The 22,684-nt window shown below is 64.3% G+C and carries 17 protein-coding genes; 5 read left to right on the top strand and 12 right to left on the bottom strand.

The features are described 5' to 3' along the window. Positions 1–26 precede the first annotated feature (26 nt). Positions 27–941: a phosphoribosylaminoimidazolesuccinocarboxamide synthase gene (locus ACPPVP_RS00085; RefSeq protein WP_426530125.1), complete on the bottom strand. Its 915-nt coding sequence runs from the start codon at positions 939–941 to the stop codon at positions 27–29. A 69-nt stretch (positions 942–1,010) separates the two neighbouring features. Next, positions 1,011–1,928, bottom strand: a complete 918-nt coding sequence (locus tag ACPPVP_RS00080; RefSeq protein ID WP_426530123.1) for a pirin family protein — start codon at positions 1,926–1,928, stop codon at positions 1,011–1,013. A gap of 87 nt (positions 1,929–2,015) precedes the next feature. Between ACPPVP_RS00080 and ACPPVP_RS00075 the strand changes: the two genes are divergently transcribed. The 3 genes from ACPPVP_RS00075 (at position 2,016) to ACPPVP_RS00065 (ending at position 5,223) form a co-directional block, all read left to right on the top strand. After that, positions 2,016–2,585, top strand: a complete 570-nt coding sequence (locus ACPPVP_RS00075) for a GNAT family N-acetyltransferase (RefSeq protein WP_426538360.1) — start codon at positions 2,016–2,018, stop codon at positions 2,583–2,585. Continuing rightward, positions 2,582–3,643 carry a helix-turn-helix domain-containing protein gene (locus ACPPVP_RS00070; protein ID WP_426530121.1) on the top strand — a complete coding sequence of 354 codons (1,062 nt, stop codon included), beginning with the start codon at positions 2,582–2,584 and terminating at the stop codon, positions 3,641–3,643. Before ACPPVP_RS00075 ends, ACPPVP_RS00070 begins: the two co-directional genes overlap by 4 nt. A 149-nt stretch (positions 3,644–3,792) precedes the next feature. After that, the gene (locus ACPPVP_RS00065; protein WP_426530119.1) at positions 3,793–5,223 is read left to right on the top strand and encodes a serine hydrolase domain-containing protein; all 1,431 of its coding nucleotides are present in this window, start codon (positions 3,793–3,795) and stop codon (positions 5,221–5,223) included. Between the two features lie 196 nt (positions 5,224–5,419). Here the strand turns inward: ACPPVP_RS00065 and ACPPVP_RS00060 are convergent, their stop codons facing one another. Then, complete coding sequence (locus ACPPVP_RS00060; protein ID WP_426530117.1) at positions 5,420–6,790, bottom strand: MmgE/PrpD family protein; 1,371 nt, start codon at positions 6,788–6,790, stop codon at positions 5,420–5,422. Between the two features lie 135 nt (positions 6,791–6,925). Here ACPPVP_RS00060 and ACPPVP_RS00055 point away from each other — a divergent pair, with 135 nt between their 5' ends. After that, positions 6,926–8,041 (top strand): FUSC family protein, encoded by a 1,116-nt coding sequence (locus tag ACPPVP_RS00055; protein ID WP_426538358.1) that lies wholly within the window; start codon positions 6,926–6,928, stop codon positions 8,039–8,041. Positions 8,042–8,050: 9 nt separating this feature from the next. Here ACPPVP_RS00055 and ACPPVP_RS00050 read toward each other — a convergent pair whose 3' ends face one another. From ACPPVP_RS00050 to gyrB, 6 genes are all read right to left on the bottom strand, one after another. Further along, entirely contained in the window at positions 8,051–8,536 is a 486-nt protein-coding gene (locus ACPPVP_RS00050; protein ID WP_426530115.1) for a DUF2867 domain-containing protein, read from the bottom strand. Continuing rightward, positions 8,533–9,939: an MATE family efflux transporter gene (locus tag ACPPVP_RS00045; RefSeq protein ID WP_426530113.1), complete on the bottom strand. Its 1,407-nt coding sequence runs from the start codon at positions 9,937–9,939 to the stop codon at positions 8,533–8,535. The genes ACPPVP_RS00050 and ACPPVP_RS00045 overlap by 4 nt, the downstream gene beginning before the upstream one ends. Positions 9,940–10,193: 254 nt before the next feature. Then, on the bottom strand, positions 10,194–12,074 hold the full coding sequence (gene feoB, locus ACPPVP_RS00040) for a ferrous iron transporter B (RefSeq protein WP_426530111.1): 1,881 nt from the start codon (positions 12,072–12,074) through the stop codon (positions 10,194–10,196). 4 nt (positions 12,075–12,078) lie between these two features. Next, a complete protein-coding gene (locus tag ACPPVP_RS00035) occupies positions 12,079–12,336 on the bottom strand; it encodes a FeoA family protein (RefSeq protein ID WP_426530109.1) in 258 nt (85 codons plus the stop codon). 148 nt (positions 12,337–12,484) lie between these two features. Beyond that, the gene (gene murA / locus ACPPVP_RS00030) at positions 12,485–13,786 is read right to left on the bottom strand and encodes a UDP-N-acetylglucosamine 1-carboxyvinyltransferase (RefSeq protein ID WP_426530107.1); all 1,302 of its coding nucleotides are present in this window, start codon (positions 13,784–13,786) and stop codon (positions 12,485–12,487) included. Between the two features lie 14 nt (positions 13,787–13,800). After that, on the bottom strand, positions 13,801–16,236 hold the full coding sequence (gyrB, locus tag ACPPVP_RS00025) for a DNA topoisomerase (ATP-hydrolyzing) subunit B (RefSeq protein ID WP_426530105.1): 2,436 nt from the start codon (positions 16,234–16,236) through the stop codon (positions 13,801–13,803). Positions 16,237–16,573: 337 nt separating this feature from the next. On the opposite strand from gyrB, the gene ACPPVP_RS00020 reads away from it, so the two are divergent. After that, positions 16,574–18,457, top strand: a complete 1,884-nt coding sequence (locus tag ACPPVP_RS00020) for an acyltransferase family protein (RefSeq protein WP_426530103.1) — start codon at positions 16,574–16,576, stop codon at positions 18,455–18,457. Between the two features lie 6 nt (positions 18,458–18,463). On the opposite strand, the gene recF is transcribed toward ACPPVP_RS00020, so the two are convergent. The 3 genes from recF to dnaA all read right to left on the bottom strand — a co-directional run bounded on the left by recF (position 18,464) and on the right by dnaA (position 22,684). After that, positions 18,464–19,603 (bottom strand): DNA replication/repair protein RecF, encoded by a 1,140-nt coding sequence (gene recF, locus ACPPVP_RS00015; protein WP_426530101.1) that lies wholly within the window; start codon positions 19,601–19,603, stop codon positions 18,464–18,466. A 219-nt stretch (positions 19,604–19,822) separates the two neighbouring features. Then, positions 19,823–20,941, bottom strand: a complete 1,119-nt coding sequence (gene dnaN / locus ACPPVP_RS00010) for a DNA polymerase III subunit beta (RefSeq protein ID WP_426530099.1) — start codon at positions 20,939–20,941, stop codon at positions 19,823–19,825. A gap of 312 nt (positions 20,942–21,253) precedes the next feature. Further along, the gene (gene dnaA / locus ACPPVP_RS00005; protein ID WP_426530097.1) at positions 21,254–22,684 is read right to left on the bottom strand and encodes a chromosomal replication initiator protein DnaA; all 1,431 of its coding nucleotides are present in this window, start codon (positions 22,682–22,684) and stop codon (positions 21,254–21,256) included.

Below are 22,684 nucleotides of genomic sequence, written 5' to 3'. Positions count from 1 at the left end.
ACGTTTGTCGCATGCAATGACGGGAGCTAGATATTGAGCTCCGTTCCCGTTACGCGCCGATATGCCTCGAGATACCGCTTGCTCGTCGTGTCCACCACGCTGTCGGGCAGCAGTGGAGGCGGGGCGTCGCCGTTCCAGCGGCCGGCGCGGCGCTCGGCGTCGAGATAGTCGCGCAGCGGCTGCTTGTCGAAGGAGGGCTGCGGCCGGCCGGGCTTGTAGACGTCGGCGGCCCAGAACCGTGAACTGTCCGGCGTCATCACCTCGTCGATCAGGATGATGCGGCCGTCCATCGCGCGTCCGAACTCGAACTTGGTGTCGGCGATGATGATGCCCTGGTGACGGGCGATCCGTTCGCCGAAATTATAGACCGTGCGCGCCATGCTCTCGAGTTTTTCGGCGACGTCGTTACCCAAGATCTCGCGCACCCGCGCGACCGTGATGTTTTCATCATGACCGGTCTCGGCCTTGGTGGCCGGGCTGAAGATCGGCGCGTCGAGCTTCTCGCTTTCGGCGAGACCGTCCTTGAGCTGCTCGCCGGCGAGCGTGCCGGATACGGCATATTCCTTCCAGGCCGAGCCTGAGATGTAGCCGCGGATCACGCACTCGACCGGAAAGACGGTGGTACGCCGGCACAGCATCGCGCGCCCGAGAATATCGGCGCGGTGGCTTTTCAGCTCGGGCACCTGACGGATGATCTCGTCGGCGTCGGCGCTGATCATGTGATGCGGCACCACGCCTTCAAGCTGGCGGAACCACCAGGCGCTGATCTGCGTCAGCACTGCGCCCTTCATCGGAATGGTCTCGGCCATCACGACGTCGAACGCGCTGATGCGGTCGGTGGTCAGCAGCAGTAGGCGGTCGTCGCCGACGGCATAGATATCGCGCACCTTGCCGCGGCCGATCCGGGGCAGGGGCAGATCGCTGGCGAGCATCGCGTTCATCAGGTCAGGCTTTCGAGCGGGCGTCCTCGCCGAGGTGCGAAGGCGCAAATTGGAAACCGGAGCAATAGCTCACTCCGGCAGCGGAATGAACTCGTGTTCCTGCGGAACCGCGGCAAAACGCCCGGTTTTCCAGTCCTGTTTGGCCTGCTCGATCCGCTCCTTGCTGGAGGAGACGAAATTCCACCAGATATGCCGCGGCCCCTCCAGCGCGTCGCCGCCCAGAAACATCATCCGTGTCGGCTTCACGGCCTTCACGGTGATGCGGTCGCCCGGCCGGAAGATCAGCAGGCGCGGCCCCTCATAGCGCTCGTTCGCGATATCAACCTCGCCGTCGACCAGATAGATCGCGCGCTCCTCATGGTCCGGATCGAGCGGGACGCTGGTCCCGGCCTGCGCCGTCACCTCGGTATAGAACCACGGAGACACCATGCTGACCGGCGATTTCACGCCGAAGCCGCTTCCTGCGATGATACGCGCGGTGAAGCCGCTCTCTTTTACGGTCGGAAGCTGCTCGGCGGCGTAATGCTGGAACGACGGCGCGATTTCCTCCGAGCCGGCCGGCAGCGCGATCCAGCTCTGCAGGCCCAGCATCTTCTGGCCGTCGCGGCGCTGCACGTCCGGCGTGCGCTCGGAATGCGCGATACCGCGCCCCGCCGTCATCAGGTTCATGGCGCCGGGCTGGATCTCCTGAATGTTGCCCTCGCTGTCGCGGTGCATGATCGAGCCGTCGAACAGATAGGTGACGGTAGCCAGCCCGATATGCGGATGCGGGCGCACGTCCATGCCCTTGCCGGCGATGAACTGCATCGGGCCGAAATGATCGAAGAAGATAAACGGCCCGACCATCTGCCGCTTGCCATGCGGCAGCGCGCGGCGCACCACAAATCCGTCGCCGAGATCGCGGGTGCGCGGCACGATGATGAGATCAAGCGCATCGCAGGTCTTGGGATCGCCAAGCACGGGATCGTTGGAAGGTTGCCAGCTCATTTTCCTGCACTCCAAGTTTTGCCGCGAGCTTAGCATGCATTATAAGAGGCGTCCTGCGACGCTCCCCGGGAGGATGACAAAAGAGTGATGCCGCCGCTGAAGAAGGGTGCCACGCTGCCGCAGCCGGACTGGCCGGGGATCGAGACCGAGCGTCTCGTCCTCCGGCAATGGCGCGCCTCGGACGTTACTGCGAACACGATGATGCTCGGCGATCCCCTCAGCGCGCGCTTCATTACCGCGGACCGCAAGCCTGTGACGGAGCTGATGGCCGGCTGGCGCAACGCCGCGATCATGGCGGGACATTGGGTGCTGCACGGCTTCGGCATGTTCGTGGTCGAAGAGAAGGCAAGCGGCACGTTCGTCGGACGCGTCGGCCCTTTCTATCCGCCGGTCTGGCCGGGGTTTGAGGTCGGCTGGGGTATTGCAACGGAATTCCGTGGCAAGGGCTATGCCGTCGAAGCGGCGCGGGCCGCGATCGACTGGTCGTTTGCGACGTTCGAATTGGACAGGATCATCCACTGCATCGATCGCGAGAACACGGCCTCTCAAGCCGTAGCGCGGCGGCTCGGCGCATATCCGGAGGGCGAGACGATGTTACTCAGCCATGCCGTTGAATTATGGGTGACGCGCCGCCAGACGTGGAGCAGCCAAAATTGACGTCGCTTTTTGCCCTCGACCTTGCCTTGCGCGCCGGCACGGTGGCCCTGCTGCTGGTGCTGTCAGCATCGCTGTTGCGCGATTTTCGCAACGTCGTCGCCGGGCGGCTGGCGATTGCGCTTGCGCTGGGCTCGGCCACGCATGCCGTGACCTCCGGAATCGGCGCGACCACGCCGGTTTCGGTCGCGCATGCGCCGCTGATCGCGCTGTCGACCGGCAATGTCGTGGTGCTCTGGCTGTTCACGCGCGCGCTGTTCGATGATTCCTTCAAATTGCGCTGGTGGCATGCATTGATCTGGGCGGCGGTGGCGGCGTTCAGCTTCGTCAATTGCATGTGGATTGCGCCCAGCGGCAGCGCGCGGATTTCCATCATTGCGATCAATGTGCTTGCGCTCGGCTTTATTTTGCTCGCGGTCGGGCAAACAATCGCCTCCTGGTCGGCCGACCTCGTCGAAGGCCGCCGCCGCGTCCGGGTCTTCATCGTCGGCGCCGCGGCGCTTTACGGCTGCATGAACGCGATTTCGCAGATCGCGATCTCCAGCAATGGCGCGTCGGACGTCGCGAATGCCATCAACAGCGCCGTGCTGGTCTTGATCGTTGCCGCGATCAGCTATGCGATGATGCGCGTCGATGGCGCCGAACTGTTTGCGGCGCCTGCGGCCAACGTCGCGAGCGAGGCGGTCGCAGCGCAGGAGCAAGGCGCGGCGGATCAAAAGCTGGTCGGCGCGCTGATGCGGTTGATGGCGGGTGAGCGGATCTACCGGCACGACAATGTCAGCATCGGCACGTTGGCGACAAAACTTTCCATCCCCGAATACCGGCTGCGGCGGCTGATCAACCAGCGGCTCGGCTATCGCAACTTCAATGTCTTCCTCAATGAGCACCGGATCGCCGAAGCCAAGGCCGCGCTTGCCGATCCGAGCCAGGCCGAGGTCCCCGTGATTACAATCGCGATGGACGCTGGCTTCCAGTCGCTCGGCCCCTTCAACCGCGCGTTCAAGGCCACCACGGGCGTGACGCCGACCGAATATCGCCGGCTCAAGGCGACTGCGGCCTGATCTTTACATCACTGTAATTGCTGTATTATTTTGGAATCGGCGAACCGCTTCCAGGTTCGGCCAAGGCGATTTCCAAATCCGGCGAGCCGCGATGGATGCGCTCGCCATCATGTCCGGCACGCGCTTTTGCGTCATGCCGGAGGGCCCCCGTGAAACGACGAAATCTTATCCTCATCCTCGCCAGCGCCACGGCGCTGAGCGCGCTCGCGCTCTCAGCCGCCCGCGCCCGTGACGTGCCAAAGGTCGCGACCGGCTTCGTCGCCAACGTGGTCTGCACCGAGACCTTCGTCTCCGGTCTCGACCCCGCGCGCGTGTTCGCCGAGACCATGTCGGCCATGCCCGGCACCGGGCTGATCTCCTGGGGGCTCGACTATCGCGTCGACCGCGCGCGCAAGGACGTCACGGTAACGCTGTTCGGCCTCGGCCGGAGCCATGCGGTTTACCGGGGCGAAGGCCTTGGCTGCTATCTCGATCACGGTGGCGCCGTCGCCGACATCTCGGTGCCGGCGGCCGATGCGAAGGCCGTGCTGCTGCCGGACATCGCCGGTCCCTCCATTGCCGCGCCGCAAACGCCGCAACTGGCTGCGGCGCTCGACCGCGCCTTTGCCGAGCCCGACAAGTCGACGCTGCGCCATACGCGGGCCATCGTGGTCATGAAGGACGGGCGCGTCGTTGCCGAGCGTTATGCCGACGGCATCGGCGTCGACACGCCGCTGCTCGGATTCTCCGCTACCAAATCGGTGATCTCCGCGCTCGCCGGCATTCTCGTGCGCAAGGGCGCGTTGAAGCTGCACGAGCCGGTGCCGATTGCAGCGTGGCAAGGCACCGATGATCCAAGGCGCGCCATCACGCTCGATCATCTGATCCGTCACACCGCAGGCCTAGCGCTCGGCAGTTCGCTGCAGGCGTCGCTGGCGTCCGCGCTGGAGCCGGTCAACCGGATGAAATTCATGGAATCGGATATGGCGGCCTATGCGGAAAGCATGCCGCTGGAGTCGGCGCCGGGTACCGCATGGAACTATCACGACGGCAACACCGTCATCCTCAGTCACGTGATCCGTCAGGCCGCGGGCGGAAGTGCATCCAAAATGATGCGTTTCGCGTGGCAGGAATTGTTCGATCCGCTCGGCATGCGCAACGTGACGCTCGAGTTCGACGCGTCGGGGAATGCGGAAGGGTCGAGCCAGATGCTGGCGAGCGCGCGTGACTGGGCGCGTTTCGGCCAGCTCTACCTCAATGACGGCGTCGCCGGCGGCAAACGCATCCTGCCGGAAGGATGGGCGAAGTATTCCGCTTCACCGACGCCAAACGCCTGGGTTGGCCAGGGTGCGGGATTCTGGACCAATCTCGGCGACAGCCTTGGTGCGACCTACCGCACCGAACGCGGCTGGCCAGGCGACGCGTTCTTCGCCAAAGGTACGATCGGGCAATATGTGATCATCGTGCCGTCCGAACGGCTGGTCATCGTGCGGCTCGGCCGTTCGCCGAACTGGCCGCCGGAGGCGGACGGCGTGTTCGATCTCGTCCGCGATGTGGTTGCTGCGACGAGGAGCAAGGAGAAGTTAGCGGGCGCGAATTGAACGTTATGCGAGGCTGTGCCGCTTCTCCCTCGCCCCGCTCTTGCGGGAAGAGGGTCGGGGTGAGGGGCTCTCTCAGCGCGTGAGCTCTATCGATAGACCTGTACCCCTCACCCGGCGCTACGCGCCGACCTCTAAGAGCGAGCTCCGCTCGTCTCGACCCCGCAAGCGGGGCGAGGTTGGTCAGTACGCGCAGCGACTATTGCCGTCCCAACCGCGTGGCCTTCTCGACGCGATCGAATCTCTCCAGGGAAAGAATTGCATCAGCGAGCTGATCGGCGCGGCCGTTCAGTACGGGGCGGGCGAGGGTGAGAAACTTCTGCTGCATCGCCTGCGCGTCCGGAAACGAGTTCGGTTCGCCGGAGGGATCGGCATAGAGCCGCTCATGCACGCCGTCGTCGGTGGTGATGGAAACGCGCGCGCCGAAGGGATGGGTGCGGCCGATCTCGAGGCGGTCGTCCTGCACCACGTCGAATTTGTCAGCGAGCGCATTCACCGCGGCATCGCCGAGCCGGTCGTAATCGTCCCAACCAAAGCTGCCCTGATCGAGCGCCAGCGCGCCGGTGAAGAACATCGAGAATTGGCCGCCGACGATCGAGGTCGGATGGCGCTTGGTGGCGGCGTCGCCCGTCAGCGTGATGCCGTTACGATGGAGGCCGATCTCGACGCGCTTGATCTGGTCCGGCGTCAGATTGTGCTCCCTGCGCATCGCGATCAGCGCGTCCAGCGCCGCGTGGGTATAGCGGCAGCTCGGATACGGCTTCACGCCAATCTTCAGCGTCTCATAGGTCTTGCCGAGGCCTGCGACAGCCTTGTCGGGATGCGCATTGTCGCTATAGCCGACGAGGAGGCCATGCTTGCCCTCGACCGATTCGCTCGAACCGACAAAGTCGTTGCGCGCCAGCGTGGCTGCGATAACGCCGTTCATCGCGGCGGCGCCGACCTGGTAGCGCTTGTTCCAGGCGCCGTTGACCAAAAACTGCAGCGAGCCCGCGGCCTGGCTGCCGGATACGCCGAAGGCGGAGATGATCTGGTCCTTCGACAGGCCGAACAATTTACCCGCGGCCGCCGCGGCGCCATAGGTCCCCGCGGTCGCAGTCGGATGGAAGCCGCGCGCATAATGCGAGGTCGGGTCGAGCGCGTTGCCGAGACGGCAGCACACCTCATAGCCGGCCACGATCGCGGTCAGCACGTCGCGCCCCGACGCACCGACCATTTCGCCGACCGCAAACGCCGCCGGCACCACGGGCGCGCTCGGATGCAGCGAGGAGTCCGCATGGGTGTCGTCGAAATCGAGGGAGTGGCCGAGCGCGCCGTTGAGCAGGGCGGCGACCGCCGGTGTCCAGGTCTTGCCATCGCCGAACACGGTGGATTCGCCCTTGCCGTCCAGCGCCAGCGCTTCCAACATCCCGAGCAGCGAGGCGGTGGATTCCGCGTCGCGCCGCGCCCGGATCGTGCTGCCGAGGAAATCCAGCGTCAGCACCTTAGCGCGTTCCAGCACCTCCGGCGGGATGTCCGCAAATTTCAGGTCGGCGACATAGGCTGCGAGCGTTGCGGTTTCGTTGGCCATCGTGTTTCCTCGTTTTGCGGCGCAGGGTAGGCGGGCTGATTTTGGCTTTCAAGCCACCTTCCGGTCGCGGGCATCAGCTATGCTTGGCGTCGTCTAGCACAGGCGCAGCCTACAAATTCCGGAAAGCGGCGCATGATGGTCTTCACAAAACGCATGTTTGGTTCGCTCCGCGGCCACAAGACGCAACTGTCGCTGGCGGTCCGGCTCGCGGTCGCCGCGGTCGCGGCCTACGCGATCGCAAAAGCGCTGCATCTCATGCTGCCGCTGTGGGCGGTGCTGACCTCGCTCATCGTCACCCAGATGAGCGTCGGCCGGTCCCTGAAGGCGACCCGGGATTACATGCTCGGCACGGTCGGGGGCGCGGTATATGGCGGCGCTATCGCGATGTTGATCCCGCATTCCGGGGAAGGCGGATTGCTGGCGCTATTGGTGCTGACGGTTGCGCCGATGGCGTTCATCGGCGCCATCAATCCCAGCCTGAGCGCGGCCACGGTGACGGCCGTGATCGTGTTGCTGGTTCCGGCGATGAACCACGCCAATCCGCTGGATTCCACGATCGACCGGCTGTTCGAGGTTACCGTCGGCGCGCTCACCGGGCTGGTGGTCTCGTTCCTGGTGCTGCCGTCGCGGGCGATCAGCCAGATCCGCATCAATGCCGCGGAGCTTTTGGAGCTTTTGGCTTCCGCATTCGCCGAACTGCTCGCGGGCCTGACGCGCGGGCTCGACAACGACGCCCTGCACCGTATCCAGGATGGCATCGGCACCGCGATGGCGAGCCTCCATGCGATCGGGCTGGAAGCCGAGCGCGAGCGTGCGACACACCTGTCATCTGGACCCGACACCGGCCCATTGCTGCGCACCGTCCAGCGCTTGCGCCATGATGTCGTGATGATCGGACGCGCCAGCGTGGTGCCGCTGCCGGCCAACGTGCAGGCCCGGCTGGCGCGGCCGCTGTCCGATGTCAGCGGTGCGATCGTCGGCTATATGGGCGCGGCGGCCGCATCGTTGCGAAACGGCGAGGGCGCTGTGGACATTCGGCCCGTCGATGCGGCATTGCACGCCTATGCCACTGAGGTCGCCGCGTTGCGCAGCGAAGGCCTGATCCGCGGCGTGCCCGTCGATGTCGCGGAGCGGTTCTTCGCGCTGGGATTTTCGCTGGAGCAGATGCGGCAGAACCTGAACGATCTCGATCGCTGCCATGCCGAGTGGTGCGAGAAGCCGGCGGAGAAACCGGCTAGCGCAAAAGTCTAGCCAATTCGGTTAGCCAGTGCCTCGGCCCGCAACCTGACGCAACAGGGCCGGCACGATCAGCCGATGAAACGGCATGATGATGGCGAGATAAGTCCGGCCGAACCAGTTGTGCGTCTTGACCAGCGTCGTCGCGGTGACCTGCTGGACATCCCCGGGCCCGGTCACATCGATCACGACACGAAAATCCAGATGGTGGTCGTTGAAGCCGGCGATGAGACGATCCGGCGTTTGGCTGACGACTGGAAATATGCCGATCATGTCCTCGGGCGGGACCAGGCTCGCACCCGACGTTCTCAGTCCCAGCGGCGCCATCAGGAAATTGCGCAGCGACACCAGCGCCTCGGCCCATCGCGGCTGACGCGCCATCATGCGCTCTGCGGCCTGTCGCGCGTCGAGATTGCGATCCCCGATTTCGACGCGGAAGGCGTCGGCAAACTGCGCGCCGGCCAGCAGCGCACCGGTATCGACGGCAGGTGTGACTTCGCGGACGGTCATTGTAATGTGAGCTTGCTTGCAAGCGAACGGAAACGCAACAGCAGAAGCACGGCATAGACCGCGGTTCCGACCGACAGCCCGATCCATACGCCGACGGCGCCTGACGGTGTCCAGAAAGCGAGCCCGCAGGCGCAGGCGAAACCGATCAGCCAGTAGCTGAGGATCGCGAACAATAGCGGCACGCGCGTGTCGTTCATGCCGCGCAGCGATCCGGCGGCAACGGTCTGGATGGCGTCGGCGATGAAGAAGGTCGATCCGACCAGCAGCAGCGTCGCGGAGAGTTCGGCCGTCGCGTCGGTGCTCTCGCCCAGAAACACTTCCGCGATGCCGAAGCGGCTGACGATCACGGCGAGCGTCAGGATGGCCGCGAGCACGATGCCGAGCCAGGTGGCGACATAGCCCGCGCGCCGAACCGCGCCGGCGTCGCCGCGGCCGATGGCGTGTCCCACCCGCACGGTGGCGGCCATGCCGATGCCGAACGGCACCATGAACAGGATGGCCGCAACCTGCAGCGCGATCTGGTGCGCCGCCAGCGCGGTCGTGCTGATCAGGCCCATCAAGAGTCCGGCGGCGCCGAACAGGCCGTATTCGAGCAGGAAGGAGAGCGAGATCGGCGCGCCGATGACAATGAGTTGCCACATCAGTTTCCAATCGATGCGCCAGAAATATCCGAACACGTGATATTTCCGGAACGGCCGCCGGTACGCGGCAAACCACACGGCTGCCAGGAACGTGCCGAGGTTGACGATGGAGGTCGCCAGCCCCGCGCCGAACAGGCCAAGCTGCGGCAGGCCGAACGCGCCATACAGCAAGAGATAGACCAGCAGCGCATTGGCCGGGATCGCGGCCAGCGTGATCCACAGGATCGGCTCGGGGCGGTTGATCGCGCTCATGAAGCCGCGGATCGCGAGAAACCACAGCGCAGGCAGGATGGTCCAGACCAGACCGGCCAGATATTCCTGCGCCAAATGCGCGGTCACGGGGGTCTGGCCCAGCATCAGCAGGACCTGCTCGGCCCAGAACCGCAGTGCCATCAGCGGCAGCGAGATCAACAGCGCGGCCCACAGGCCGACGCGGAGCGAACGTCGGATCAGATGCGGGTTACGGGCGCCGTAGGCCTGCGCGGCCAAGGGTGCTACGGCCGAGACGAGACCCATGCCGAAAGTGAAACTGACGAAGAGCACGGTATGCGCCAGCGATGCCGCCGCCACGGCCTCGGCGCCGAGGCGGCCGATCATGGCAATGTCGGTCGTCATCATCGCGATCTGCCCAAGCTGGGTCAGTGCGATCGGCACCGCGAGTTTCAGCGTCTCGGCGAGTTCGATCGCGAGATGACGGCCGGGGACGGCCGCAGCGGTGGTCGGTGCGGTCGATACGGGTCCGATTTTGTCTGATAGAGCCATACGATAAGGCCAGCATTGTCGCGGGGTATCGCCGCCGTTTCAGTCCCGCCGGGCTGGTCTGTTTAACTGATCACGCGCAGCACGCAATCACGATTAGTTGCGAAAACCAGTCATAGTTGAGGGAAGTCGAATGGTCGCAGCGAAGGCTGGTTGCGCCAGAAGAGGCATCGTTCTGAACGGTCACCGTGCCACCAAGATTGTCGACGATTCGCTCGGCGATCGACAGAAGCTTGAACACGCTGCGTGCGGCCTACTCAACCCGCGCCAAGAGCTCTGGCAATGTTGTAGGCGAGGAACGATCCGGCGTAAGCCAGCGCCAACATGTAGCCGAATGTGACAGCCATCCATTTCCAGCTGCCGGTTTCGCGGCGGATCACGGCGAGCGTCGACGCGCATTGCGGCGCAAATACGTACCAGACCAGCAACGATATCGCGGTGGCGAGGCTCCAGTTGTTGGCGAGGACCTCGCCAATCCGGTCGGCGGCTTCCTTGCCGCCCTCGATCGCGTAAACTGTGCCGAGGGCAGCAACCGCGACTTCGCGCGCCGCCATGCCGGGGATCAGCGCGACTGCGATTTGCCAGTTGAAGCCCAGCGGTGCGAGGACCGGCTGAATGGCAGACCCGATGATCGCAGCCAGACTGTAGTTGATAGCGGGATTCTCCGCTCCCGCGGGCGGCTGCGGAAATGAAGCAAGGAACCAGATCAACACCATCATCGAGAAGATCGTCGTTCCTGCGCGGTACAGGAACGCCTTGGCGCGCATATAGATACCAAGCGCAATGCTTTTTGGGCGCGGCAGTTTGTAGTCCGGCAATTCCATCATGAACGGCGAGGGTTCGTAGTCCCGCCCCATCAAGAATTTGACGACGAACGAAACCGCGAGCGCGCTCGCAATGCCGGCAGCATAGAGGCCGAACATCACGAGGCCCTGAAGATTGATCCAGCCAAACACCTGGCGTTGCGGAACGAAGGCGGAAATGATCAGCGTGTAGACGGGAATGCGCGCCGAGCAGGTCATCAGCGGCGCGATCAGGATCGTGGTCAGCCGGTCGCGGCGGTTGTCGATGACGCGTGCGGCCATGATTCCAGGAATGGCGCAAGCAAAGCTCGACAGCAACGGGATGAAAGCGCGGCCATGCAGCCCGGCGCCGCCCATGATGCGATCCATCAGGAACGCGGCACGCGCCATATAGCCGAAATCTTCGAGCATCAGGATAAAGAAAAACAGGATGACGATTTGCGGCAGGAACACGACAACGCTGCCAACCCCGGAAATCACGCCATTCTGCACGAAGCTCTGCAGCAGGCCATCCGGCAGCATCGCGTGGACCAATTGACCGAGCGAAGCGAAGCTGCTCGACAGCAGCTCCATCAGCGGCTGCGCCCAGCTGAAGACGGCCTGAAACATGATGAACAGGATCGTGAGCAGGATCAGGAGACCGGATGCCGGCTGCAGCACCACGGAATCAATCCGGTTCGTCAAATTATCCGGCTTCGCTGGAGGAGTTACGGCGCCTGCAATAATCCGGTCGGCATCCCGCTGCAGCGCGCGCAGTTCGTGTGTCGAAAGTGGCCGCCATGTGCTGACGGTGACCTCGCCTGTGCGCGTCTGGGCGAATGTGTCCAGACGCTGCAACAGATCGGCCGTGCCGCCCTTGCGAACCGAAACCGACGTGGTAACGGGAATACCGAGTTCCGATGCAAGGCGGTCAAGATCGATCCTGATGCCGCGGTGGTGCGCAAGGTCGATCATGTTGAGAACCAGCAGCATCGGCCGGCCCACACGCTTAAGTTCCAGCACCAGGCGTATGCTGAGTCGAAGATTGGTCGCGTCGGCAACACAGACGACGCAGTCGGGCACGGCTTCGTCGCGTATTTCGCCGAGAACCACCTCGCGCGTAATTTCCTCGTCCGGACTGCGGCCTCTGAGCGAATAGGTGCCCGGCAAGTCGACGATCGCAACTCTGCGTCCCGCCGGCGTGACAAACGCTCCCGATTTTCGCTCGACGGTGACGCCCGGATAATTGGCGGAGCGCTGCCGGCTGCCGGTGAGGGCGTTGAACAACGCTGTCTTCCCGCTGTTCGGCGTTCCGACCAGAGTGAGGTTCAGCGATGTCGTCGTTCGAGCGTCCATCTGATCAATCGACAATGATGGCCAGGGCTTCGCGCCGGCGGATTGCGACGGTTGCGTTATTGACACGGACCGCAATCGGGTCGCGGCCGAACATGCCTTCGTGGAGGATTTCCACCCGCGCGTCTTCCACAAAGCCCATCTCGATGAGGCGGCTTTCCAGCTCGGTTGGCGCCAGCGCGGAAGAGCAGGCCGCCGCGTCGATGGCGCGGATCCGGCCGATGAAGCCTCGCGGGGCTTGTCCGAGCGACAAGGTCTTGGTCATGGAACTGGGATCTCGACGGGCCGATCTCGATTGTAGATAGGCTATTTCCGGAGATAGCGTGCAACCACGGTCGGCCTGTAGTTTAGAATGGCTTTAAATCAAGATTCCAGGCTATTCGGACCGCCGATTGCTGCTCGCGGCTCCGTCGCTAGTTGTCGCTCGGCCGTTCCGGCACCCGCGTGATCTTTGCGCCCAGCGCGTTGAGCCGCTCCTCGATGCGCTCATAGCCGCGCTCGATCTGGTCGGCGTTGTTGATGGTCGAGGTGCCCTCGGCGGCGACCGCTGCCAGCAGCATGGCCATGCCGGCGCGGATGTCGGGCGAGGTCATCGTCGAGCCGCGCAGCCGGCTCGGACCGGCTACGATCGCGCGGTGCGGGTCGCACAGCACGATCCGGCCGCCCATCGCGATCAGCTTGTCGACGAAGAACATTCGCGACTCAAACATTTTTTCGAACATCAGGATGACGCCGTCGCATTGCGTCGCGGTCACGATCGCAATCGACATCAGGTCGGCCGGGAAGGCCGGCCAGGGCTGATCCTCCAGCTTCGGCACGTGACCGCCGAAATCGTCATGGATCTTCATGGTCTGGCTTGAGGGCACCACGAGGTCGTCGCCCTCGACGCCGCAGACGATGCCGAGTCGTTCAAAGCCCATCCGGATCGAGCGCAGATGCTCGACGCCGGCTTTCGCGATGCGCAGCGGCGAGCGGGTCACTGCGGCGAGCCCGATCAGGGAGCCCACCTCGATATGGTCGGGCTGGATTGAATAGCTGGTGCCGCCGAGCGTCGCCGGGCCGTGCACGATGATGGTGTTGGTGCCGATGCCCTCGATCCTGGCGCCGAGCGCGACCAGGAAATGCGCGAGGTCCTGCACATGCGGCTCGGAGGCGGCGTTGCGCAGGTAGGTCGTGCCGTGGGCGGCGACCGCTGCGACCAGCGCGTTTTCGGTGGCGGTGACGCTGGGCTCGTCGAGGAACACGTCGGCGCCCCTCAACTTGGTCGCGCGGAATTCCAGCCGGTGCGTCGCCGTGACGGTGGCGCCCAGCTGCTCGAAGGCAAGGAAATGCGTGTCTAGACGCCGCCGGCCGATGACATCGCCGCCGGGCGGCGGGAGCGCCACCTCGCCGCAACGGGCGAGCAGCGGCCCGGCCAGCAGGATCGAGGCGCGGATCCGCGCGCAGAGTTCGGGATCGAGGTCGGCGGCGCGAACTTCCTTGGCATGGATCGCCAGCTTGTTGCGTTCCAGCCATTCGGCGGAAGCGCCGACCGAGCGGATCAGTTCGACCAGCGTCTCGGTGTCGCGGATTCGCGGCACGTTTTCCAGTGTGACCGGATGCTCGGTGAGCAAGGCGGCGGCGATGATCGGCAGCGCAGAGTTCTTGTTGCCGGACGGCTCGATCGTCCCCGCGAGCCGGTGGCCGCCTTCAACGATGTATTGAATGGGCGGCACGGGCGCGTCCTGCCTCACACGTCGACATTGGCGCTGAGCGAATTATCCTGGATGAATTCGCGGCGCGGCTCGACCACGTCACCCATCAGCTTGGTGAAGATGTCGTCGGCCTCGTCGACCTCCTTGATCTTCACCTGCAGCAGCGAACGCTCGTTGGTGTCGAGCGTGGTTTCCCAGAGCTGGCTGGGATTCATCTCGCCAAGGCCTTTGTAGCGCTGCAGCGCCACGCCCTTGCGGCCGGCGTCGGTGACTGCCTCGAACAGATCGACAGGACCGTAAATGATTGTCTCCGAATCCTTGCGGCGGAGCTTGCCGGGTCGCGCATAGACGTCCTGCAATCTCTCCCGGTATTCGTGCAGCTTGCGCGCGTCAGCCGAGCCAAGGAAAGCGTCGTCGATGATGGCAACGTCCTTCACCCCGCGTACCGTGCGCTCGAAGACGAAACCCTGGCCTTCCACGAAATGTCCGGTCCAGCCGCGTTCGACTTCCTCGGCTTGAATATCAAGCCGGCGGGTCATGTATTCGGCGGCGGCCGCGGCAGTTGCCGGATCGGTAAAAATGTCCCTTCCAAACAGGCCTGCGACGGCGGCCTGTTCGACGACCTTTCGATTATAACGGTTGTGCAGGTTGCGCAGCACGCCGCGGATGACACGAGCGTCTTCCACCAGCGCGAGCAGATCGCGGCTGGCGCGCTCGTCGCCCGTGCCCGGCGTAAACACGCATTCGTCCAGGCCGGTTGAGATCAAATAATCTTCCAGCGCGCGCTCGTCCTTCAGGTACTGCTCGGACTTGCCGCGCGTCACCTTGTAGAGCGGTGGCTGCGCGATATAGAGATGGCCGCGGTCGATCAGTTCGCGCATCTGCCGGTAGAAGAAAGTCAGCAGCAGCGTGCGGATATGGGCGCCGTCAACGTCGGCGTCCGTCATCACGATGATCTTGTGGTAGCGCAGCTTGTCGGCCGAGAAATCGTCGCTGATGCCAGTGCCGAGCGCGGTGATCAGTGTGCCGATCTGCTCGCTCGACAGCATCTTGTCGGTGCGGACGCGCTCGACATTGAGGATCTTGCCGCGCAGCGGCAGCACCGCCTGGAATTCACGGTTGCGGCCCTGCTTGGCGCTGCCGCCTGCCGAGTCGCCCTCGACGATGAACAGTTCGGACTTGGCGGGATCCTTCTCCTGGCAGTCGGCGAGCTTGCCGGGCAGCGAGGAAATGCTGAGCGGGCTCTTGCGGGTCAGCTCGCGCGCCTTGCGGGCGGCCTCGCGCGCTGCCGCCGCCTGGATCACCTTGCCGACGATGACTTTTGCTTCGCTCGGATGCTCCTCGAACCACGCCGCCAGCGCCTCGTTGAGGACGTTTTCGACGACGGGTCGCACTTCCGAGGACACCAGCTTGTCCTTGGTCTGCGAGGAAAATTTCGGGTCCGGCACCTTCACCGACAGCACGGCGGTGAGGCCTTCGCGGCAGTCGTCACCGGTCAGCGCGATCTTTTCCCTTTTCGCGTTGGCCTCGGCATAGCCGTTGACCTGGCGCGTCAGCGCGCCGCGGAAGCCGGCCAGATGGGTGCCACCGTCGCGCTGCGGGATGTTGTTGGTGAAGCACAGCACGTTCTCGTGGTAGCTGTCGTTCCACCACAATGCGGCCTCGACGCCGATGTCGTTCATCTCCGCCCGCACCATGATCGGGGCAGGCACCATCGCCTTCTTGTTGCGGTCGAGATATTTGACGAATTCCTCGACGCCGCCGGCATATTGCATCGCCTCGCGCTTCTCGACCGCGTGGCGCATGTCGGACAGCACGATATTGACGCCGGAATTCAGGAACGCGAGCTCGCGCAGGCGATGCTCCAGCGTCGGGAAATCATATTCGACGTTGGTGAAAGTCTCGGTGGATGCAAGGAAGGTCACTTCGGTGCCGCGCTTGCCGTTGGCGTCGCCGACGATCTCGAGCGGGGCCACCGCATCGCCATGGGCGAATTCGATGTAGTGCTCCTTGCCGTCGCGCCAGACGCGAAGCTGCAGCTTGCTGGACAGCGCGTTGACGACGGAGACGCCGACGCCGTGCAGGCCGCCGGAAACCTTGTAGGAGTTCTGGTCGAATTTTCCGCCGGCGTGAAGCTGGGTCATGATGACCTCGGCCGCGGAAATGCCTTCGCCCTTGTGAATGTCGACCGGAATGCCGCGGCCGTCGTCGCGCACCGTCACCGAGCCGTCGGCGTTGAGGATGACTTCCACGGCGGTGGCGTGGCCCGCGAGCGCTTCGTCGATGGCGTTGTCGACGACCTCGTAGACCATGTGATGCAGGCCGGAACCGTCATCGGTATCGCCGATATACATGCCCGGCCGCTTGCGCACGGCATCGAGCCCCTTCAGCACCCGGATCGATTCCGCGCCGTATTCGACCGGAATGGGATGCTCAGTTTCGGCAGGTGTCTGCCGGGCAGGTTCTGTCATATGAAGCCTTCGAGGGTGTCCCGAATCAGCTGCGCAATATGAGGCGCTGATTGGTCTATTTGTGCCATGAAAGAGAGGTTGCGCCTAGCGCAATCTCTCCGTCCACAAGCCTTTGAATAAATGGCGATTTTTTACCCTTTTTCAAGGTCTCCAAGGGTCGATTCTGACGCTCTCGAAAAGCGCGATTCGAGGGCTGATTCCGTGCTCCCGACCGTCGGATTTTTTGGCTGCCGGCGCGGCGGGAAATGGCAGGACGCCGCGGACCTGCTAGAGAAGGGCGGCGCGGCAGCCTGTAGTCGTTGTCCGCCGTTCACAGCGATCCCGGGTTAGCGCTCCATTGTCTCTGCCTTCATCCAAATATCGGCCCGATGTCGACGGCCTCCGCGCCATCGCCGTGATGCTGGTCCTGAATTACCACGCGTTCCCGGACGCCATGCCGGGCGGCTTCATTGGCGTCGACGTGTTCTTCGTGATTTCAGGTTTTCTGATCACGGGCATCATCACGCGCGAACTGGAACGCGGCCGTTTCAGCCTGGTCGAGTTCTACAACCGGCGGATCCGGCGCATCTTCCCGGCGCTGATCGTGGTGCTCGGCGCGACATTGGCGCTGGGCTGGTTCTGGATGCTGCCACAGGCCTTTGCGCAACTCGGCAGCGACACCTTCGCCAGCGCGGCGTTTCTGGCCAATATCGCGCTGTTGCTGCAGTCCGGCTATTTCGACGTCGAATCCGCCAGGAAGCCGCTGTTACATCTGTGGTCGCTCGGAATTGAGGAACAATTCTATCTGTTCTGGCCGCTGCTGTTGATGCTCGCAGCCCGCTTTCGAATGAGCATCATGGCAATGGCTGCGATGCTCGGCATCGCCTCTTTCCTGCTCAACGTGGCATTGATCGGCTCAAATCCGGTCGCGACCTTCTATCTGCCGTTCACGCGCGCGTTTGAATTGCTGATCGGTGCGGTGCTGGCCTGCGGCTGGATCAACGTCCATCACTCCAGCGCGGCGAGCAACTGGCGCGCCTGGATCGGGGTAGCGCTGATCGCGTTGGCGGCCGGCCTTCTCGACAGCCACCGCGCCTTTCCGGGCTGGTGGGCGGTGCTTCCGGTCGCCGGTAGCGCGCTTCTGTTGTCCGCGCCGGCTGCGTGGGTGAACCGGGTCGCGCTGGCAAGCCCGCCGCTGGTGTGGATCGGGCTGATCAGTTACCCGCTCTATCTCTGGCACTGGCCGCTGTTGGTATTCGCGGGGGTCGTCAAATTCGGTCCGCTGACACTGCCGGAGCGCGAATTGATATTGCTCGCGAGCGCGCTGCTGGCGTGGGCGACCTACCGGTTTGTCGAAATACCAATCCGCTTCGGCCTCCCGAGCCGGCGCAAGATGTTCAGCCTTGGGGCCGGCATGGCGATGGTCGCGGTCGCCGGTCTTGCTGTCGTTTGGGGGCGCGGCTTCGACTTCCGGCTGCCGCCTGAAATCCGCGCCATGGCGAGCGTGCGGACGGAGAGCTTCAGGTGGCGGTTTCACGAATGCCTGCTCGATCTCAGCAGGGAAACGACGTTCGCCGATACTTGCGTCGAGCGCGATCGGCGTCCGCTGGTTCTGATCTGGGGCGATTCGACCGCGGGCGCTCTGCTGCCTGGCCTGCGCAAGGCTCAGGAGACGCACAACTTCGGCATTGCGCAGCTGACCTCCAGTTCTTGCATTCCGGCGCTGAACGCCGACATTGCGAGTACACCCGGCTGCCGCGCGATGAACGACAAGGTTTATTCGCTGGTCCGGCAGATCAAGCCCGACATCGTTCTGCTGCACGGAACCTGGGAACAGCACCTCGACAACGTGGCTGAAACGGTGGTCGCACTGAAGAAGGAGACGAATGCGCGCGTCGTTGTTCTTGGCGGTGTGCCGACGTGGCGGCGTGGGCTTCCCTCCGAGGTGCTCAAGTATTTCATCCTCCATCGCACGCTGATCCCGCAGCGTTCGCCCGCTGCCGCACAATCGTCGGCCTACGACGCGGTCATGCGCGCCAGGCTCGAGCCGCTCGGTGCGGAATTCATCTCTGCGTCGGACGTCTTTTGCAACGCGCAGGGTTGTCTGACCCGCATCGGCGATGCGGCGGCGGACATCACCGTCAGCGATCAGGTGCACATCACTGAAAAGGGATCGGTCTTTCTGATCGCATCCATCATCGACCGCCTGCTCGCCGGCGCGGCACCTGCGAGGCCGCGTTAACGGCACTCAGCCGCGACGTTTCACCTGGCCGGATTCGACGTCGAAAATCTCTCCGCCGGCGCCGATATCGACGAACGCCGCAGGGTCGGCCCCGGTCATCCAGACCTGCGCGCCGAGCTTTGCAAGCTCGTCGAACAACGCCTTGCGCCTGGCGGGATCAAGATGCGCGACCACCTCGTCGAGCAGCAGCAGCGGCACGATGCCGGTCATCTCGGCAACCAGCGTCGCGTGGGCCAGCACCAGCCCGATCAGGAGCGCCTTCTGCTCGCCGGTGGAGGCGTCGCGCGCCGGCATGTTTTTCGGCGCATAGACCACCTGCAGATCGGTGAGGTGGGGGCCGTCCAGCGTGCGGCCGGCCGCGGCGTCGCGCGCGCGGCTCGCGCGCAGGATCTCGCGGTAGCGATCCTCGACGGAAGTTGCGGACTCGTTGACCAGCGCATTTTCCATCCAGCCGTCGAGCATGATCTGTGCCGACGGAAAGGCGGAATTCTGCCCGCGTTCGCGCAGCATCGCCGCCAGCCGCGTCACGGTCTGGCCGCGGGTGGCAGCGACCGCCACCGCAAGCTCGGCGGTTTCACGCTCGATCGCGTCGCACCAATGGTCGTCATAGTTGCGCACTTCGAGCAGGCGATTGCGCGAGCGCAACGAGCGCTCCAGCGCCGAGACGCGGCTGGAATGCTCGCTGTCGATCGCCAGCACCAGCCGGTCGAAGAAGCGCCGCCGTTCGGAAGCGGCGCCCATGAATAGTCCGTCCATCGCGGGCGTCAGCCACACCATGCGCAGATGATCGCCGAAGGCGGTTGCCGAACTCACCGGCTCGCGGTCGATCCGGCAGCGCCGGCTGGTTGACGCGGCTTCCGCAGCGGGCGCATCGATACCGGTGCCGAGCGTGGCAAGCCCCAGCGCGCCCTCGACCTCGGCCGATACCGCCCACGAGCCGTCGCCCTGGTTGTCGGCGACATCCTCCAGCGTCGCGCGCCGCAGGCCGCGCCCCGGCGACAGAAACGAGATCGCCTCCAGGCAATTGGTCTTGCCGGCGCCGTTCGGTCCCACCAGCACCACGACATCCCCCCGCGCCTGCACGGTCGCCGCGCGGTAATTGCGGAAGTGCGTGAGGGACAGGCGTTGGATGCGAGACGGGGTCATGATGCGCTGTCATTGCCGAAGAGTCGGAAGGTGGCGGCAACCTTTGTCGTCATCATCCGCGAAAGCGGATGATCCAGTACGCCGAGCTGCTCGATTTCTTTACTGGCGCTGGCGATTACTGGATACACACCTTCGCGGGTATGACAGCTACATTCTTGTCGGGCGCCACCTCTCCCACAAGGGGAGAGGGAAGATCGGCGCCCGTGTCGCCAATCTTGCTCACACCCGCATCGGCATCAGCACATAGAGCGCGCCTTTGTTTTCCTTGTCCTGCACCAGCGTCGGCGAGCCGGGATCGGCGAGGCGCAGTACGGCGACTTCGCCTTCGATCTGGGCGGCGATGTCGAGCAGATAGCGCGAGTTGAAGCCGATATCGAGGGCGTCGGAGGCGTATTCGACTTCCAGTTCTTCGGTGGCGCTGCCGGAATCCGGATTGGTCACCGACAGCACCAGCTTGCCCGGCGACAATGCGAGTTTCACGGCGCGGCCGCGCTCGCTGGAAATGGTCGAGACGCGGTCTACCGCGGCCTCAAAATCCTTCTTGTCGACGATCAGTTCCTTGTCGTTGTTCTGCGGAATGACGCGGCCGTAGTCCGGGAAGGTGCCGTCGATCAGTTTCGAGGTCAGCACGACATTGCCGAGGGTGAAGCGGATCTTGCCCTGCGACAGTTCGATTTTGACCTCGGCCTCATTGTCCTCGATCAGCCGTTGCACCTCGCCAACCGTCTTGCGCGGCACGATCACGCCGGGCATGCCGGTGGCGCCGGAGGGCAGCATCAGATCGATCTGCGCCAGCCGATGGCCGTCGGTCGCTACCCCGCGCAGCGTCGCGGCCTTGGCGGTGCCGGCGGTGTGCAGATAGATTCCGTTGAGATAGTAGCGGGTCTCTTCGGTCGAAATCGCAAACTGCGTGCGGTCGATCAGGCGTTTGATGTCGGTGGCAGGCAGCGCGAACGAATGCGTCATGTCGCCGGCGGCGAGGTCCGGGAAGTCGCTTTCGGGCAGGGTCTGCAGCGTGAAGCGCGAGCGGCCGGCGCGGATCGCCAGCACCGAACGGTCGCCGTCGGCTTCCAGCACGATCTGCGCGCCATCGGGCAGTTTGCGGACAATATCGTAGAACATATGCGCCGGCACGGTGGTGGAACCGCCGGTCGCGGTTTCCGCCGCCAGCGTTTCGGTCACCTCCAGGTCGAGGTCGGTCGCCTTCAGCGACAGGCGGGCATTTTCGGCGCGGACCAGCACGTTGCCGAGAATAGGAATGGTGTTGCGGCGCTCGACCACGCGATGGACGTGGCCCAGCGATTTCAGCAGTTGCGCGCGTTCGACGGTGACCTTCATTGCAATATCCGCCAGAGATGGAAAAGCCGGGCGGCCCGTAAAGGCAGCGCCGCGGCATTGGAAACCCGAAAAGCCGGATCAGGATCGGAGTTGATCAAACCCCCGGGGGGACCGCAAGGTGGCGCGGATGGCCCGCCGGTGCAAGGGAGACAACCCCCCGTTCCCCACTTTTGCGGCAGAAAATGGCGGCAGAACAAAATTCTCCCGCCACACCCAGCCGGGTTTACCCGGCCTGGGCGTCACAATTATCGAAGTCGGATATATCCGACTTCGATTGGAGCAGGGGAGGGAGAGGTTGGGAGGAGCCAGGCCCTATTCCTGCAACTGTCGCTTCAGCGACTCGACCTCTTCGGACAGCGCGGTATCCCGGGCCACCAGCGCCTCGATCTTGCGCACGGCGTGCAGCACGGTGGTGTGATCGCGTCCACCGAACCGGCGGCCGATCTCGGGCAGCGAACGCAGCGTCAGCGTCTTTGCCAGATACATCGCGACCTGGCGCGGCCGGACGACGTTGGCGGTCCGCCGCGATGACAGCAGGTCCGAACGGCTGACATTGTACTGCCGGGCGACCACCCGCTGGATGTCCTCGATCTTGATCCGCTTCGGTTCCTGCGGACGGATCAGGTCGCGCACTTCGCGCTCGGCCATTTCCAGCGTCACCGGCTGATTGTTGAGCTTGGAATGAGCGAGCAGGCGGTTGATGGCGCCTTCGAGGTCGCGGCCGTTATGGGTGATGGTGCGGGCCAGATAATCCAGCACCGCTTCCGGCACGTCGAAGCTGGCGTGATGCGCACGCGCCGCCGCGACGCGCGATTTCAGGATGCCGAGGCGCAGCTCTTCGCCGAGTGAGCCCATTTCCACGACGAGGCCACCCGCCAGCCGCGAGCGCACGCGATCGTCCAGGCTTTCGAGGTCGGACGGCGGACGGTCGGCGGCGATCACCACCTGGCGGCCGGCATCGATCAGCGCGTTCAGCGTGTGACAAAACTCGGCCTGCGTCGATTTGCCCTGCAGGAACTGCAGATCGTCGATCACGAGCACGTCGATGCCGCGCAGCGCCTCCTTGAACGCCAGCGCCGTCTGCGTCTTCAGCGCGGCGACGAAGCCGTACATGAATTTCTCGGCAGTGAGATAGAGTACCTTGCGCTCGCTGCCCGAATTGCCGGCCCACGTCACCGCCTGCAGCAGATGGGTTTTGCCGAGGCCGACGCCGGCGTGAATATAGAGTGGGTTGAACATCACGGCATCGCCGCGGCGTCCTTCGGCAACCTGGCGCGCGGCCGCATGGGCCAGCGTGTTGGAGCGACCGATCACGAAGCTTGCAAAGGTCAGGCGCGGGTCGAGCGGCGAGCCGCCGAGCGCATCATGGCTGGCGGATACCGGCGCCGTCGCGGTCGCGCGCAATTCCGGCGCGGGACGGCCATTGGCGTGCTCGGCGCGGCGTTGATCGGCCGGCGCGATAGCTTCCTTGGCGGGTGCCGCGCTGCGCATCGCCGTGCGCACGGTGAGGTCGATCCGGTGCACCGCCGGCATCTCGGCCTGCCAGCATGTCAGGACGCGGTCGGCGTAATGCGCCTGGATCCAGCTCTTGAGGAACCGGGTCGGAACCGACAGATGCACGCTTTCGTCCTGCACGCCTTCCAGATCCATGCGCGCAAACCAGCTCGTATAGACGTCCTCGCCCACACTCGTCCGCAACCGCCCCTTTACCCGCGACCAACGATCCTGTTCCGTATTTGTCAT

The organism is Bradyrhizobium sp. McL0615 (assembly GCF_049993905.1).
Classification (GTDB): Bacteria; Pseudomonadota; Alphaproteobacteria; order Rhizobiales; family Xanthobacteraceae; genus Bradyrhizobium.
The sequence above is the reverse complement of the archived record's forward strand: the minus strand, read 5'-3'. Positions and strand labels throughout refer to the sequence as shown.